Below are 15,471 nucleotides of genomic sequence, written 5' to 3' on the forward strand. Positions count from 1 at the left end.
TTTGTACTCACCCGAGAGACTCTCTCGCGGCTTTCCTCCGGGCGCTTCCCTTCGGTCTTGCGTTTCCGACTCTATCAGATCTTTCCGATCCGATTTCCTCGGTGCTTTCCAGGTTCCCGCTTTCGCGGTTTCCTTTCCGGCGCTTCCGACTTTATCAGATGTTTCTGAGTCGGATTTCCCCTCCTCGGCCGGGCATCGTTCCCGGGCCTGAGTCGGCCGGGTGCCCCTTCGGAAGGAGTTGTAAACCTACTGGAGCGGGGCGCCCCGATGCAAATCGAGGCGCCCCGCTCCCAGTTGACGCTTGGTCCGGCCCGACGGACCGTCAGACCTCCACGACGACAGGCAGGATCATCGGCCGGCGCCGGTAGGTGTCCGAGACCCACTTGCCCAGCGTGCGGCGAACCAGCTGCTGCATCTGATGGGGTTCGACCACGCCGTCCTGGGCGGAGCGCTCTAGGACCTCGGTGATCCTGGGGATCACATCACTGAAGGCGGAGTCCTCGATGCCGGATCCCCGGGCCTGGACGTGCGGGCCGCCGGTGATCTTCCCGGTGGACGAGTCCATGACCACGAACACCGAGATGATGCCCTCGTCGCCGAGGATCTTGCGGTCCTTGAGGGCCGGCTCGCCCACGTCGCCGACCGAGAGGCCGTCTACGTAGACGTAGCCCGCCTGGACCTTGCCGGAGATCTTCGCCTTGCCCTCGACGAGGTCGACGACGACGCCGTCCTCGGCGATGACGATGCGGTCGTGCGGGACGCCGGTCAGGGCGCCCAGCTCGGCGTTGGCGCGCAGGTGGCGCCATTCGCCGTGCACCGGCATGAGGTTCTTCGGGCGGCAGATGTTGTAGAAGTACAGCAGCTCGCCCGCGGAGGCGTGGCCGGAGACGTGGACCTTGGCGTTGCCCTTGTGGACCACGTTGGCGCCCCAGCGGGTCAGGCCGTTGATCACGCGGTAGACCGCGTTCTCGTTGCCGGGGATCAGGGACGACGCCAGGATCACCGTGTCGCCCTGGACGATGCGGATCTGGTGGTCCCGGTTGGCCATCCGGGAGAGCGCCGCCATGGGTTCGCCCTGGGAGCCCGTGCAGACGAGGACCACCTCGCTGTCCGGGAGGTCGTCGAGCGTCTTGACGTCCACGACCAGGCCCGGGGGGACCTTCAGGTAGCCGAGGTCCCTTGCGATGCCCATGTTGCGCACCATGGAGCGGCCCACGAAGGCGACCCGGCGGCCGTACTCGTGCGCCGCGTCCAGGATCTGCTGGATGCGGTGCACGTGGCTGGCGAAGCTCGCGACGATGATGCGCTTGCGGGCGCCGGCGAAGACCTGCCGCAGGACGTTGGAGATCTCCCGCTCCGGCGGGACGAAGCCCGGGACCTCGGCGTTCGTCGAGTCCGAGAGGAGGAGGTCGATCCCCTCCTCGCTCAGGCGTGCGAATGCGTGGAGGTCGGTGAGGCGGCTGTCCAGCGGAAGCTGGTCCATCTTGAAGTCGCCGGTGTGGACCGCCATGCCCGCGGGGGTGCGGATGGCCACGGCCAGCGCGTCGGGAATGGAGTGGTTGACCGCGACGAACTCGCAGTCGAAGGGACCGATGCGCTCGCGGTTCCCCTCCGCCACCTCGAGGGTGTACGGGCGGATGCGGTGCTCCTGGAGCTTGGCCTCGATGAGGGCGAGGGTCAGCTTGGAGCCGATCAGCGGGATGTCCGGCTTCTCGCGCAGGAGGAAGGGGACACCGCCGATGTGGTCCTCGTGCCCGTGGGTGAGGACGATGCCCTCGATGTCGTCGAGGCGGTCCCTGACGGACGAGAAATCCGGCAGGATCAGGTCGATTCCGGGCTGCTCCTCCTCGGGGAAGAGCACTCCGCAGTCGACGATCAGCAGGCGGCCGCCGTACTCGAAGACCGTCATGTTGCGGCCGATCTCGCCGAGACCGCCGAGCGGGGTGACGCGCAGGCCGCCTTCGGGGAGCGGCGGGGGCGGGCCGAGTTCGGGATGCGGATGACTCAAAAGACTCTCCTCACCACGCACGCCACGTACCGGTGGGGCACGTGGCGCGCGTGACGTTCGTGCAGAAGCAGTTGTCGTGGTGGGGTGCGGGACCGGTGGCCCGCTTATTCAGTTGTGAAGCAGGTGCGCGGGGGACCGCGCCAAGTCTGGTGTCAGAGCTGTACCCCGCCGGCGGCAAGATCGATCTTGAGTTGCTCGATCTCCTCGGGCGCGCATTCGACCATGGGGGCGCGCAGGGGCCCGGCGGGCAGTCCCTTCAGGGCGAGCGCCGCCTTGGTGGTCATCACGCCCTGGGTGCGGAACATGCCCGTGTAGACCGGGAGCAGCTTCTGGTGGATCTCGGTGGCCTTCTGGACGTCGCCCGAGGTGTACGCGTCGACCAGGGCGCGCAGCTCGGGGGTGACGACGTGGCCGACGACCGAGACGAAGCCGACCGCGCCCACGGAGAGCAGGGGCAGGTTCAGCATGTCGTCGCCGGAGTACCAGGCGAGGCCGGAGGTGGCGATGGCCCAGCTCGCGCGGCCGAGGTCGCCCTTGGCGTCCTTGTTGGCGACGATCCGGGGGTGCTCGGCGAGGCGGACGAGCGTCTCGGTGTTGATCGGGACGCCGCTGCGGCCGGGGATGTCGTAGAGCATGACCGGCAGCTCGGTGGCGTCGGCGATGGCCGTGAAGTGCCGGTACAGGCCCTCCTGCGGGGGCTTGTTGTAGTACGGCGTCACGACGAGCAGGCCGTGCGCGCCGGTGCGCTCCGCGGCGCGGGCGAGTTCGATGCTGTGGTGGGTGTCGTTGGTGCCGACTCCGGCCACGACGTGGGCCCGGTCGCCGACGGCCTCCAGGACCGCCCGTACGAGATCCGCTTTCTCCGCGTTGCTGGTGGTCGGGGACTCGCCGGTGGTGCCGTTGATGATCAGGCCGTCGTTGCCTGCGTCCACCAGGTGGGCGGCGAGCCGCTGCGCGCCGTCGAGGTCGAGTGCGCCGTCCGCCTTGAAGGGCGTGACCATGGCGGTGAGGACCCGCCCGAAGGGGGTCTGCGGAGTCGAGGTCGGAGCCATGGGTTACACGCTACTCGTTGCTCAGGACCGGGTCTGCCCTAGGGGCAGGCGACAAGTCGTGACAAAGGTGGAGCCCGGCACTGCCTGCTCGGGGGTTCAAGCAGTGCCGGACCCGTTTGATCAGGCTAGATGAACTTCTCGAAATGCCGCAATACGGACACTTCGCGCGGCTGAACCGTACATCTGTACCTGGCCGGGGAACCGGGCCGCGTTACGGCGCCACGCGTCCGTTGGCGTTGAAGGCGGCGTACGTGAGCGGCATGAGCCGGGCCCACTCGGCCTCCATCTTCTCGCCGACCATCTCGATCTCGCGCTGCGGGAAGGACGGGACCTTGGCCAGCTCGTGCTGGGTACGCAGGCCGAGGAAGTGCATCAGCGAGCGGGCGTTGCAGGTGGCGTACATCGAGGAGTACAGGCCGACGGGGAGGACGGAACGGGCGACCTCGCGGGCGACGCCGGCGGCGAGCATCTCCTGGTAGGCCTCGTACGCCTGCCGGTAGGAGTCCTCCATCACACGGCCGACGAGCTCCTGCTGGGCCTGGGTGCCCTCCACGAAGACGTACTTGCCGGGGCGCCCTTCCTGGACGAGCTTGCGGGACTCGTCGGGGACGTAGAAGACCGGCTGGAGCTCGCGGTAGCGGCCGCTCTCCTCGTTGTAGGACCAGCCGACGCGGTGCCGCATGAACTCGCGGAAGACGAAGATCGGGGCGCTGATGAGGAACGTCATCGAGTTGTGCTCGAAGGGGCTGCCGTGCCGGTCCCGCATCAGGTAGTTGATCAGGCCCTTGGAACGCTCGGGATCCTTCTTCAGCTCGTCCAGGGACTGCTCGCCCAGGGTCGAGACGCGGGCGGCGAAGAGGACGTCCGCGTCGGACGCGGTGTGCTTGACCAGCTCGACGGTGACGTCGCTGCGGAAGCTGGGCTTGGGGTCGTCGGCTGGGGTGTCGGTCACGATTGGCAGGGCCTTCCCATCTCGTCGTGTGGCGACGCCACTCTACGGCCCGAGGAAAACCGCGCGATCGGTGGCGTGCCGCAATGAAGTCGGTGAAACAGGGCACCTCTGAGGGAGTTCTTTCGTCTCTACAGATGAAAGTGATCCGTTCCACCTCCGAAGGAGAAGCACCCCTGATGTTCGGTCGGCGTGAACCCGTACCGTTTGCCTTCGTCGCCGAGGCCGACAGGTTCCGCAGCAATGTCACTCCCCCACCGCGCGAGCGGCCGTCCGTCGGTCAGATGGCCGGGCGCTGGCTGCTGGGTCTGACCGTCGTGGCGGGCCTCGTGGGGTCCCTGGTCATCGGGACTCCCGCGCTGTCGTCCGACAGCCCGGACTCGCACCCCCAGCAGTCCCAGGCGTCGCAGAAACACTGAGCAGCCGCCGGTCGGCGGTGACTCCATCCGGCCCCCCGCCAGTGGTGACCGGGCACACAGATCGGTAGCCTCACCGGGCACAGCCCACGCATGGATCGAGTGAGGACCCGCCGTGCCCCTGCCCTTCCTGACGGCCGACCGTGTTTTCGAGGCGGCGGACGACGTTCCACTGCCCTACGACGACCGTGACCGCTGGCGGCGGCCGTACCGGCCCGGTCCGTGGCGCGTGGCCGCGGCGGCGCTCGCGCTGCTGCTCGCCTCGTTCGTGCTCTTCGCGGCGGTCATCATCGCGGCGACGGCCGAACTCACCTCGGCCGTGGTCGTCTTCGGGCTCGCGCTGCTCGTCATCGCGGCGGCGCTGCGACTGCTGCGCATGGGCGTGTGGGTGAGCCCGCACGGGCTGCGGCACGTGGGCTTCCTCACCACGCGTACGGCGTCCTGGGCGCAGGTCTCGGCCGTGCGTACGGTGCAGCAGCCGGTGCGCTGGCTGGGGCTCCCCCGGACCGTGCAGGGGCAGGCGCTGCTGCTGGTCCGGCCGGGGCAGTCGGCGGACGGTGCGCCGCCGCTCATGACCACGCACAACGCGGACTTCCTGGGCCGGGCGGAGGCCTTCGACCGGGCGGCCGACTCGGTGGAGGCGTGGGCCGCGGAGCACCAGGGCCACTGACGACCTGATCTCATGCCGGAGGGGCCGGACCGTACGCGGTCCGGCCCCTCCGGCATGAGCGGGGTCGCGGGTCAGGCCGCTTCGGGCTGCCTGCCCTCGTGCAGGGCGATCGCGCGTTGCATCGCCTTGCGGGCGCGCGGGGTGTCGCGGGCGTCGTGGTAGGCGACGGCCAGACGGAACCAGGTGCGCCAGTCCTCGGGGGCGGCCTCCGTCTCGGCCTTGCGCCGGGCGAAGACCTCGTCGGCGGAGTCCCGGTCGATCCGCCCGCTGGGGGTGCGCTTCAACTCGTCGACGGGCAGGCCGCCCTCCGCGTCGAGTTCGGCGGCCAGCGCGTTGGCCTTGCGGACGAACTGGGTGTTCTTCCACAGGAACCACAGGCCGATGACCGGCAGGATCAGCACCGCGACGCCGAAGGTGACGGTGAGGGGGGTGCCGGCCTCGATGAGCAGGACGCCACGGCTGCCGACCAGGACGAAGTAGACGACCAGGACGGCGGCCGTGAGGGCGTAGGTGAGTTTCGCGCGCATGACGTCAGCGGCTCAGCTCAGGTCCAGGAAGTGTTCCAGCCCGAAGGTCAGGCCCGGGACGCTTCCCACGCGGCGGGCGCCGAGCAGGATGCCCGGCATGAAGCTGCTGTGGTGAAGCGAGTCGTGCCGGACCGTCAGCGTCTCGCCCTCGGCGCCGAGCAGGACCTCCTGGTGAGCGAGCAGACCACGCAGCCGGACGGCGTGCACCGGGACGCCGTCGACATCGGCGCCGCGGGCGCCGTCCAGGGCCGTGCTCGTGGCGTCCGGGGCCGGGGCGGTGCCGGCGGTGCGGCGGGCCTCGGCGATGAGCTGGGCGGTGCGCGTGGCGGTACCGGAGGGGGCGTCCACCTTGTTCGGGTGGTGCAGCTCGACGACCTCGACGGACTCGAAGTACGGGGCGGCGATCTGCGCGAACTTCATGGTGAGGACGGCCCCGATGGAGAAGTTGGGCGCGATGAGCACGCCCGTCTCCGGTGACCGGTCCAGCCAGCCCTTGAGCTGCGCGAGGCGCTCGTCGGTCCAGCCGGTGGTGCCGACGACCGCGTGGATGCCGTGGCTCACGCAGTAGTCGAGGTTGGCCATGACCGAGTCGGGCGTGGTCAGTTCGACCACGACCTGGGCGCCGGTCTCGGCCAGCGTCTCCAGCTTGTCGCCCCGGCCGAGGGCGGCGACCAGCTCCATGTCCTCGGCGGCTTCGACGGCTCGTACGGCTTCCGAGCCGATCCGGCCCTTGGCGCCGAGGACCGCCACGCGCAGCTTGCTCATCTTGTGCTTCCTTACCAGGGGGATTGTCAGGCGACGGCGTCGTGCAGACGGGCCGCCTGTTTGTCCTTCAGCGGGCCGATGACCGACAGGGAGGGCCGCCGCCCCAGGATCTCGCGGGCGACCGAGCGGACGTCGTCCGGGGTGACCGACGCTATCCGGGACAGCATGTCGTCGACGGACATCTGCTCGCCCCAGCACAGCTCGCTCTTGCCGATCCGGTTCATCAGCGCGCCGGTGTCCTCCAGGCCGAGGACCGTGGAGCCCTGGAGCTGGCCGATGGCACGCCCTATCTCGTCGTCCGAGAGGCCGTGCTCGGCGACCTGGTCGAGTTCGTCGCGGCAGATCTTCAGCACGTCGTGCACCTGCGACGGCCTGCACCCGGCGTACACGCCGAACAGGCCGCAGTCGGCGAAGCCGGAGGTGTACGAGTACACGCTGTAGGCCAGGCCGCGCTTCTCCCGGACCTCCTGGAAGAGGCGGGAGGACATGCCGCCGCCCAGGGCGGTGTTCAGCACGCCCAGGGCCCAGCGCCGCTCGTCCGTGCGGGACAGGCCCGGCATGCCGAGCACGACGTGGGCCTGCTCGGTCTTGCGGTCGATCAGCTCCAGGCGGCCGGCCGTGCGCAGGGCGCGCCGGCCGCTGCGCGGGGCGACGGGCTCGGCACCCAGCTCCTTGAAGGCGCCTGCCTTGTCGAAGGCGGCGCGGACCTGCCGTACGACCTTCGCGTGGTCGACGTTGCCCGCGCAGGCGACCACGAGGTGCGTCGGGTCGTAGTGCTTCCTGTAGAAGCGGCGGATGCGGTCGGCGGTGAGGGCGTTGACCGTGTCGACCGTGCCGAGGACCGGGCGGCCGAGGGGGTTGTCGCCGAACATCGTGTGCGCGAACAGGTCGTGCACGCAGTCGCCGGGGTCGTCCTCGGTCATCGCGATCTCTTCGAGGATGGCGCCGCGCTCGACGTCGACGTCCTCCTCGAGGATGAGCGAGCCGGTCAGCATGTCGCAGACGACGTCGATGGCGAGGGGCAGGTCGGTGTCGAGCACGCGCGCGTAGTAGCACGTGTACTCCTTCGCCGTGAAGGCGTTCATCTCGCCGCCGACCGCGTCGATCGCGGCGGAGATGTCCAGGGCGGACCTGCGGTTCGTGCCCTTGAAGAGCAGGTGCTCCAGGTAGTGCGTGGCGCCGTTCAGTGCCGGGGTCTCGTCACGGGAGCCGACGTGTGCCCAGATGCCGAAGGTCGCGGAGCGGACCGAGGGCAGGGTCTCGGTGACGATGCGCAGGCCGCCGGGGAGGGTGGTCTTGCGGACCGTGCCGATGCCGTTCTCGCCCTTGATCAGGGTTTGGGTACGGGCGACGGCCCGCGCCTCCGAGGAGGTGCGGGCCGTCGCCGTGGAGCTGGTCGACGTCACTTGTCGGTGTCGTCCTTCGTCTCTGCGTCCTCTTCGCCCTCGATCACGGGGATGAGGGAGAGCTTGCCGCGGGAGTCGATCTCGGCGATCTCGACCTGGACCTTGGCGCCCACACCGAGGACGTCCTCGACGTTCTCCACGCGCTTGCCGCCGGCCAGCTTGCGGATCTGCGAGATGTGCAGCAGGCCGTCCTTGCCGGGCAGCAGGGAGACGAACGCACCGAAGGTGGTCGTCTTCACGACCGTACCGAGGTAGCGCTCGCCGACCTCGGGCATCGTCGGGTTGGCGATGCCGTTGATCGTGGTGCGGGCGGCCTCGGCGGCCGGGCCGTCGGCGGCACCGATGTAGATGGTGCCGTCGTCCTCGATCGTGATCTCGGCGCCGGTGTCCTCCTGGATCTGGTTGATCATCTTGCCCTTGGGGCCGATGACCTCGCCGATCTTGTCCACGGGGATCTTGACGGTGATGATCCGCGGGGCGTTCGGGGACATCTCGTCCGGCGTGTCGATCGCTTCCATCATCACGTCGAGGATGTGGAGGCGGGCGTCACGGGCCTGCTTGAGGGCGGCGGCCAGGACGGAGGCCGGGATGCCGTCCAGCTTGGTGTCGAGCTGGAGGGCGGTCACGAACTCCTTGGTGCCGGCGACCTTGAAGTCCATGTCGCCGAAGGCGTCCTCCGCACCGAGGATGTCGGTGAGGGTGACGTAGTGCGTCTCGCCCTCGATCTCCTGGGAGATCAGGCCCATGGCGATACCGGCGACGGGGGCCTTCAGCGGCACACCGGCGTTCAGCAGCGACATGGTGGAGGCGCACACCGAGCCCATGGACGTCGAGCCGTTGGAGCTCAGCGCCTCGGAGACCTGGCGGATCGCGTAGGGGAACTCCTCGCGGGTCGGCAGGACCGGCACCAGGGCGCGCTCGGCGAGGGCGCCGTGGCCGATCTCGCGGCGCTTCGGGGAGCCGACGCGGCCGGTCTCGCCGGTGGAGTACGGCGGGAAGTTGTAGTTGTGCATGTAGCGCTTGCGGGTCACCGGGGAGAGGGTGTCCAGCTGCTGCTCCATGCGGAGCATGTTCAGGGTGGTGACGCCCAGGATCTGGGTCTCGCCACGCTCGAACACCGCGGAGCCGTGGACCCGCGGGATGGCCTCGACCTCGGCGGCCAGGGTGCGGATGTCGGTGACACCGCGGCCGTCGATGCGCTTCTTCTCCTTGATGACGCGCTCACGGACCAGGGTCTTGGTCAGCGAGCGGTACGCGGCGGAGATCTCCTTCTCGCGGCCCTCGAACTCCGGCAGGAGCTTCTCGGCGGCGAGCGCCTTGACGCGGTCCAGCTCGGACTCGCGCTCCTGCTTGCCCGCGATGGTCAGCGCGGAGGCGAGCTCCGGGCGGACGGCGGCGGTGAGCGCCTCCAGGACGTCGTCCTGGTAGTCGAGGAAGATCGGGAACTCGCCGGTCGGCTTGGCGGCCTTGGCGGCGAGGTCCGACTGGGCCTTGCAGAGGACCTTGATGAAGGGCTTCGCGGCCTCGAGACCGGCGGCGACGACCTCCTCGGTCGGCGCCTCGGCGCCGCCCTCGACCAGCTTGATGGTCTTCTCGGTGGCCTCGGCCTCGACCATCATGATCGCGACGTCGCCGTCCTCCAGGACGCGGCCCGCGACGACCATGTCGAACGCGGCGTCCTCGAGCTCGGTGTGCGTCGGGAAGGCGACCCACTGGCCACGGATCAGCGCGACGCGGACGCCGCCGATCGGGCCGGAGAAGGGCAGGCCGGCCAGCTGCGTGGACGCGGACGCGGCGTTGATCGCGACGACGTCGTACAGGTGGTCGGGGTTGAGCGCCATGATCGTGGCGACCACCTGGATCTCGTTGCGCAGGCCCTTCTTGAAGGACGGACGCAGCGGGCGGTCGATCAGGCGGCAGGTGAGGATCGCGTCCTCGGAGGGACGGCCCTCACGGCGGAAGAAGCTGCCGGGGATCTTGCCGGCGGCGTACATCCGCTCCTCGACGTCCACCGTGAGGGGGAAGAAGTCGAGCTGGTCCTTGGGGTTCTTGGAGGCGGTGGTGGCCGACAGCACCATGGTGTCGTCGTCCAGGTACGCCACGGCGGAGCCGGCGGCCTGCTTGGCCAGGCGGCCCGTCTCGAAGCGGATGGTGCGGGTGCCGAAGGCGCCGTTGTCGATGACGGCCTCGGCGTAGTGGGTCTCGTTCTCCACTAGCGTTATCTCCTCGTCTTCGTCCCGTCGCTGCCCGTGTGGCAGGGGGACGGTTGCGGAGAAGCGCTCCGTGCGGTGCGGGCCGGTCTTCGATCGAAGCACCCGGGGATCGCTTTCCCCCGGGGGCCACTACCGAGGACCGGCGGCGGCTGGGTGCGCTTCTCCTCGTTCTTGTCGTGCTGTGTCGTCCGTATTGCGTTGTGCTACCACACTACAAAGCAGTGGTGACACTCCGCACGTACAGCAAAGGGAGCGGTTCCCCTTTCCTGCCGGGAACCGCTCCCTTCACGGCGTTTTACTTGGCGCCCGCCGCACCACGGCGGATGCCGAGGCGGTCGACCAGCGCACGGAAGCGCTGGATGTCCTTCTTCGCCAGGTACTGGAGAAGGCGGCGACGCTGACCCACCAGGATCAGCAGGCCACGGCGGGAGTGGTGGTCGTGCTTGTGGGTCTTGAGGTGCTCGGTCAGGTCGGAGATCCGACGGGACAGCAGAGCGACCTGGACCTCGGGGGAGCCGGTGTCACCCTCCTTGGTACCGAACTCGGACATGATCTGCTTCTTCGTAGCGGCGTCGAGCGACACGCGTACTCCTCATGGTCTGTGGATGGCCACCGAGTGCCCCCGGTCTGCTTCTCGGGGGAGCTTCCGTGACTCGGAAGGCGGGGATCCGCTGGGCGCGGCCTCCAGGGCGCTGGGCTCCGGGGGTGCGTACACAAACGGCCGTCGACCAGGGTACCAGGCGCTCACGGGCGTCTTCACGGTGGTCTGTCGAACCGGCCGGACGGAGCGGGACGGGCGACTAGGGTGAGCGGGCTCGGGTCCGTCCGTATGTCGGCGGTCCGCGCTCAGGGAACGATACGCCGGGAAGGGGTCGCTGCGGCATGGCGGAGACGGCTGAGGAGATCAAGGCACGCAAGGAGCGGGAGCGGGACGAGCTCTACGCCCTCGACATCTCCGGTGTCGAGTGGCACAGCGCGCCGGGCACCGAGGAGCACGAGGAGCGGGTCGAGATCGCCTACCTGCCCGAGGGGGCCGTGGCGATGCGGTCCTCGCTCGACCCGGAGACGGTGCTGCGCTACACCGAGGCGGAGTGGCGGGCGTTCGTGCTGGGGGCTCGGGACGGGGAGTTCGACCTGGAGCCGGGGCCGCGTGGCGGAGCGCCGGAGGCCGGGCGGTAGTTTTTCGCGGTTCTCGCAGGGCGCGGCGAGGGGTGAGCCGGTGATCGGCAGCCCCTCGTCGCGCTTTTTCGTGACCTCAAGGCGCGCGGCTGACAGGGTGGTTCGCGATTCTTCACGCCAATCGCCCTATTTGTTCACCAAGGTGTTCGCTGGCTACGCCAATTCCGGGCAGCTTCTTGACAGGTTGTGACGGGGTGGACAGGCGCTCGTGGGTGGACGGGCCTGCCGAGGTGGGGCTTGTGGTGATTAGGCTGGGACGAGACGTCAGTGCCCGTGGAGCGGGAGTCGGCGTCCCAGGGGGAGCGCGGGGGAGCCTGGATCGGACGACCTCGGACGACCTCGATACGCCTCAGAACGACTTCGTACGACGTCGGACGACAAGCAAGGGTCGCCCCAGCACGGCATGAGGGTGCTCGACCACACCAGGAGGAACACTGTGAGCAGCGATCGGGACGGGAACCGCGGGGGCTGGGCGACACCCGGCGATGACCAGCCCGACGCGGAGTCCGCGGCAGAGGTGACGGGCGAGTTCACCATCGACTACGCGCCGCCGGCCTGGTACACGCAGAACGCCTCGGGGAGTTCGAGCTCGGGGCAGGGGGCTGGGGCCTCCGAGGAGTCCAGTGCTTCCGGGGCGCCCGGATCCGGGTCCCGTCCGGCCGGGGGCGCCGGTGCGTCCGGCGGGCCCGGTGGTGCCGGGGGCTCCGGGGGTTCCGGTATGTCCAGCGGGCCGGTTCCACCCCTGCCGGGGCTCACTCCGCCGCCGCACGCCAATCCTTCCGGTGGGTCTTCGTCCTTCCCGGGGCAGTCCTCCCGTCCCGCCCAGCCCCCGGCCTCGACTCCGCCTCCGGCGCCCGCTCCGGCTCCCGGGGCGCCGTTCACGCCGCCCGCGCCGCCGCCCGCTCCGGGCGCTCCGTTCACGCCCCCGGCGCCCGCGTCCGGTCCGGGGGCGCCCTTCACGCCGCCTGCGCCGTCCGCCGGGGGGCCGTCTGCCGTGCCCAAGCTTCCCGTGGGGTTCGAGCCGCAGGGGTCGCAGCAGCAGGACGCGCAGCCGGAGGGCGGGCAGCCGCAGGGGCGGACCGAGGCGCCTGCGGCTGATCCGGCCTCTCCTACGGCTGTGCCGAACATCCCCGTCGGCGGGTACCAGGCGCAGTGGACGCCGCCCGCTCCGGCAGAGGCGCCGGCTGCGCCGGTCGCGCCGGCCACTCCGGAGGCTCCGGCTGCCGCAGAGGCTGAAGCCGCTCCGGAGGCTCCGGCCGCCCCGGCCCCCGATGCCGAGGAGCCGGGGAATGGTGATCTGGACAGCGGCGCCACCATGCGGTTCTCCGCCGTCGCCCTGAAGCGGGAGATCGCGGAACGTGCCGCCGAGGTCGAGGCGCAACTGAAGTCGGTCGACGAGGGCCATGACGAGGCCAGGGCCAAGGACGAGACCGAGGCCGAGGCCGAGGACAGCGCCGTCGCCTCCGGCGTGACCGAGGGGGACGAGCCGGGCGAGGACTCCGGCGGCGACGTGGAGGCCGCGCCCTCGGACACCGACGAGGACGACGACTTCCCCCTCGCACCGGCCGGTTCGCCGGAGGTGGCGGACGCCGCCGACGTGCCCGGGGCGGAGGAGTCCGCTTCCGGCGATTCCGAGCCCGGGGACGCCGAACCTGCTTCGACCGCGCCTGAGGACGAGGCTCCCGAGGATGCGGCTCCGGAGGCGAAGACCGAGGAGGCCGAGCCGGATGAGGCCGGGCCCCAGGACTCCGTGCCCGAGAGCTCCATGACCGTGACCGAGGATGCGGCGCCTGCCGATGTGACTTCGGAGGATGCGGAAGTCGAGGACGAGGCCCCGGTAGCTCCTGAGCCGGCCGACGCCGTGCCCACCGACGCCGCTCCCGAGGGCGGCGTCCCGCAGGACACCGCCGTGCCGGGCGCGTCGGACGCCCAGCCCGGCTGGACCGCTCCCCCGGCCCCGCAGGGCATGCCGCCGCTGCCGCCGTCGTACCAGCCGGCGGCCCCGGCGCCCGCGAGCCAGTGGCCCGCCCAGCCGCAGCCCCAGCCACAGCCGGAGCCGCAGCCCGCGGACCCGAACCCGCAGGGGCAGCAGCCGCACGTACCGCCGCAGCCGTCGGTGCCGGCCCAGCAGCCGCAGCAGCCGTTCCAGCCGCAGGCGCCGCAGCCCGCCCCCGCCGCGTGGAACCCGCAGGGCGCGCCCACGCCACCGCACCAGCCGCCCATCCAGCCCCCGGCCGCACCGCAGCCCGGCAGCGGCTACGGCTTCCCGCAGCACGGCGCCCCGACCCCGACGCCACCCAACCCGCAGAGCGGGTACGGCTTCCCTCACCCCGGCGCCCCGGCCGCACAACAGCCCCCTGCCCAACAGCCCGAAGCCGCTCCCGCCCCGGCACCACAGCCCGACAGCGGATACGGCTTCCCCCAGCCCGGCGCACCGGCCCCGACCCCGCCCACTCCCCCGGGCGGCTACGGCTTCCCACAGCCCGGCGCACAGCAGATCCCTGCCCAACAGCAGCCCGGCGCCCCGACCCCGACGCCACCCAACCCGCAGGACGGCTACGGCTTCCCCCAGCCCGGCGCACCGGCCCCCACCCCGCCCACTCCCCCGGGCGGCTACGGGTTCCCGCAGCCGGGAGCCCCGACCCCGCCCACCGCACAAGGCGGCTACGGCTTCCCGCACCCGGGCGTGCCCCCGCAGGCCGGTCAGCCGGACCAGCACGGTCAGCCGCAGCAGGCCGGCCAGCAGCAGCCGCCCGTCGACCCCCGGACCGGCGCGGCCTGGCCGCAGCCCATGCAGCACGACCAGCGGCAGCCGACCAACCCCGGTGCCGCGCCGCTCGGTTACACCGCTGCCGTGGAGCTGTCGTCCGACCGGCTGCTCAACAGCAAGAAGCAGAAGGCGAAGAGCAGCCGTCCGGCGGCCGGTGGCGGCCGGTTCAAGATCGGTGGGAAGAAGGAGGAGGCCGAGCGGCAGCGGAAGCTGGAGCTGATCCGCACGCCGGTGCTGTCCTGCTACCGGATCGCCGTGATCAGCCTCAAGGGCGGTGTCGGCAAGACGACCACGACCACCGCGCTGGGTTCCACGCTCGCCACCGAACGGCAGGACAAGATCCTCGCCATCGACGCCAACCCCGACGCGGGCACCCTCGGGCGCCGCGTGCGGCGCGAGACCGGGGCCACCATCCGTGACCTCGTCCAGGCGATCCCGTACCTCAACTCGTACATGGACATCCGGCGGTTCACCTCCCAGGCGCCGTCCGGGCTCGAGATCATCGCCAACGACGTCGACCCGGCCGTGTCCACGACGTTCAACGACGAGGACTACCGGCGCGCGATCGACGTGCTGGGCAAGCAGTACCCGGTGATCCTCACCGACTCGGGCACCGGTCTGCTCTACAGCGCCATGCGCGGTGTGCTGGACCTCGCCGACCAGCTCATCATCATCTCCACCCCGTCCGTGGACGGTGCCTCCAGCGCGAGCACGACGCTGGACTGGCTGTCGGCGCACGGGTACTCCGACCTCGTCTCCCGTTCCATCACCGTGATCTCGGGGGTGCGCGAGACCGGCAAGATGATCAAGGTCGAGGACATCGTGTCGCACTTCGAGACGCGCTGCCGGGGCGTCATCGTCGTGCCGTTCGACGAGCATCTCTCCGCCGGTGCGGAGGTCAACCTCGACATGATGCGGCCGAAGGTGCGGGAGGCGTACTTCAACCTCGCGGCGATGGTCGCCGAGGACTTCACCCGCCACCAGCAGGCGCACGGCCTGTGGACCTCCGACGGCAACCCGCCGCCGGTGGCGGCCCCGCCGATGCCGGGTCAGTCCGCCCCGGGGCAGGCCCCGTATCCCGGACAGCAGCAGCCCGCCCCTGGGCAGCAGATCCCCGGACAGCCGGGCCCGTACCCGCCGCAGCACCCTCAGCAGCCGCAGGCGGGCCAGCCGTACGCCCAGCCCGGACAGCCCTATCCCCAGCAGGGACAGCCCCCGGCCCAGCCGTACCCGCAGGCACCGGGACAGCAGCCCTACCCGCAGCAGGGGCACCCGGGACAGCCGCCGGCCCAGCCGGGCCAGCCGTACGCCCAGCCCGGGCAGCCCCCGGCCGGGCCCCCGCAGCCGGGGTACGGCTACCCCCAGCCGGGGCAGCCCGGCCATCCCGGACACCCGGCCCAGCCCGACGGCCAGACCCCGCCGCCTCCGCCTCCGACGCAGTAATCGCCTCACCCGATCGGCCCCTTTCGAGGGGCCGGTCCCCTTTGTGGCCCGTGCCGTTCTCCTCGGCACGGGC

Annotated in this window: 12 protein-coding genes; 4 read left to right on the top strand and 8 right to left on the bottom strand. The window is 70.8% G+C overall.

Translation table 11 applies throughout. From position 1 onward, the window contains the following. Positions 1 to 322 precede the first annotated feature (322 nt). From ABZ016_RS41750 to thyX, 3 genes are all read right to left on the bottom strand, one after another. The gene (locus ABZ016_RS41750) at positions 323 to 2,008 is read right to left on the bottom strand and encodes a ribonuclease J (protein ID WP_356922019.1); all 1,686 of its coding nucleotides are present in this window, start codon (positions 2,006 to 2,008) and stop codon (positions 323 to 325) included. A gap of 152 nt (positions 2,009 to 2,160) precedes the next feature. Beyond that, positions 2,161 to 3,060, bottom strand: a complete 900-nt coding sequence (dapA, locus tag ABZ016_RS41755) for a 4-hydroxy-tetrahydrodipicolinate synthase (RefSeq protein WP_356922020.1) — start codon at positions 3,058 to 3,060, stop codon at positions 2,161 to 2,163. 211 nt (positions 3,061 to 3,271) lie between these two features. After that, positions 3,272 to 4,012, bottom strand: a complete 741-nt coding sequence (gene thyX, locus ABZ016_RS41760; protein ID WP_356922021.1) for an FAD-dependent thymidylate synthase — start codon at positions 4,010 to 4,012, stop codon at positions 3,272 to 3,274. A gap of 176 nt (positions 4,013 to 4,188) precedes the next feature. Between thyX and ABZ016_RS41765 the strand changes: the two genes are divergently transcribed. Then, positions 4,189 to 4,428, top strand: a complete 240-nt coding sequence (locus ABZ016_RS41765; RefSeq protein WP_356922022.1) for a hypothetical protein — start codon at positions 4,189 to 4,191, stop codon at positions 4,426 to 4,428. A gap of 112 nt (positions 4,429 to 4,540) precedes the next feature. Next, the gene (locus tag ABZ016_RS41770; protein WP_356922023.1) at positions 4,541 to 5,095 is read left to right on the top strand and encodes a hypothetical protein; all 555 of its coding nucleotides are present in this window, start codon (positions 4,541 to 4,543) and stop codon (positions 5,093 to 5,095) included. Positions 5,096 to 5,166: 71 nt separating this feature from the next. On the opposite strand, the gene ABZ016_RS41775 is transcribed toward ABZ016_RS41770, so the two are convergent. The 5 genes from ABZ016_RS41775 to rpsO form a co-directional block, all read right to left on the bottom strand. Continuing rightward, entirely contained in the window at positions 5,167 to 5,622 is a 456-nt protein-coding gene (locus ABZ016_RS41775; RefSeq protein WP_356922024.1) for a hypothetical protein, read from the bottom strand. A 12-nt stretch (positions 5,623 to 5,634) separates the two neighbouring features. Beyond that, on the bottom strand, positions 5,635 to 6,387 hold the full coding sequence (dapB, locus tag ABZ016_RS41780; RefSeq protein ID WP_356922025.1) for a 4-hydroxy-tetrahydrodipicolinate reductase: 753 nt from the start codon (positions 6,385 to 6,387) through the stop codon (positions 5,635 to 5,637). Between the two features lie 26 nt (positions 6,388 to 6,413). Further along, entirely contained in the window at positions 6,414 to 7,793 is a 1,380-nt protein-coding gene (locus ABZ016_RS41785) for a pitrilysin family protein (protein ID WP_356922026.1), read from the bottom strand. Next, positions 7,790 to 10,006: a polyribonucleotide nucleotidyltransferase gene (locus ABZ016_RS41790; protein ID WP_356922027.1), complete on the bottom strand. Its 2,217-nt coding sequence runs from the start codon at positions 10,004 to 10,006 to the stop codon at positions 7,790 to 7,792. The genes ABZ016_RS41785 and ABZ016_RS41790 overlap by 4 nt, the downstream gene beginning before the upstream one ends. Before the next feature lie 295 nt (positions 10,007 to 10,301). Continuing rightward, positions 10,302 to 10,589 (bottom strand): 30S ribosomal protein S15, encoded by a 288-nt coding sequence (gene rpsO, locus ABZ016_RS41795; protein ID WP_010042739.1) that lies wholly within the window; start codon positions 10,587 to 10,589, stop codon positions 10,302 to 10,304. A 299-nt stretch (positions 10,590 to 10,888) separates the two neighbouring features. Between rpsO and ABZ016_RS41800 the strand changes: the two genes are divergently transcribed. Continuing rightward, the gene (locus ABZ016_RS41800; protein ID WP_356922028.1) at positions 10,889 to 11,185 is read left to right on the top strand and encodes a DUF397 domain-containing protein; all 297 of its coding nucleotides are present in this window, start codon (positions 10,889 to 10,891) and stop codon (positions 11,183 to 11,185) included. Between the two features lie 436 nt (positions 11,186 to 11,621). Continuing rightward, complete coding sequence (locus ABZ016_RS41805; RefSeq protein WP_356922029.1) at positions 11,622 to 15,398, top strand: SCO5717 family growth-regulating ATPase; 3,777 nt, start codon at positions 11,622 to 11,624, stop codon at positions 15,396 to 15,398. Positions 15,399 to 15,471: the final 73 nt, after the last annotated feature.

It is taken from the genome of Streptomyces sp. NPDC006372 (genome assembly GCF_040612515.1).
In the GTDB taxonomy this organism is placed as follows: Bacteria; Actinomycetota; Actinomycetes; order Streptomycetales; family Streptomycetaceae; genus Streptomyces.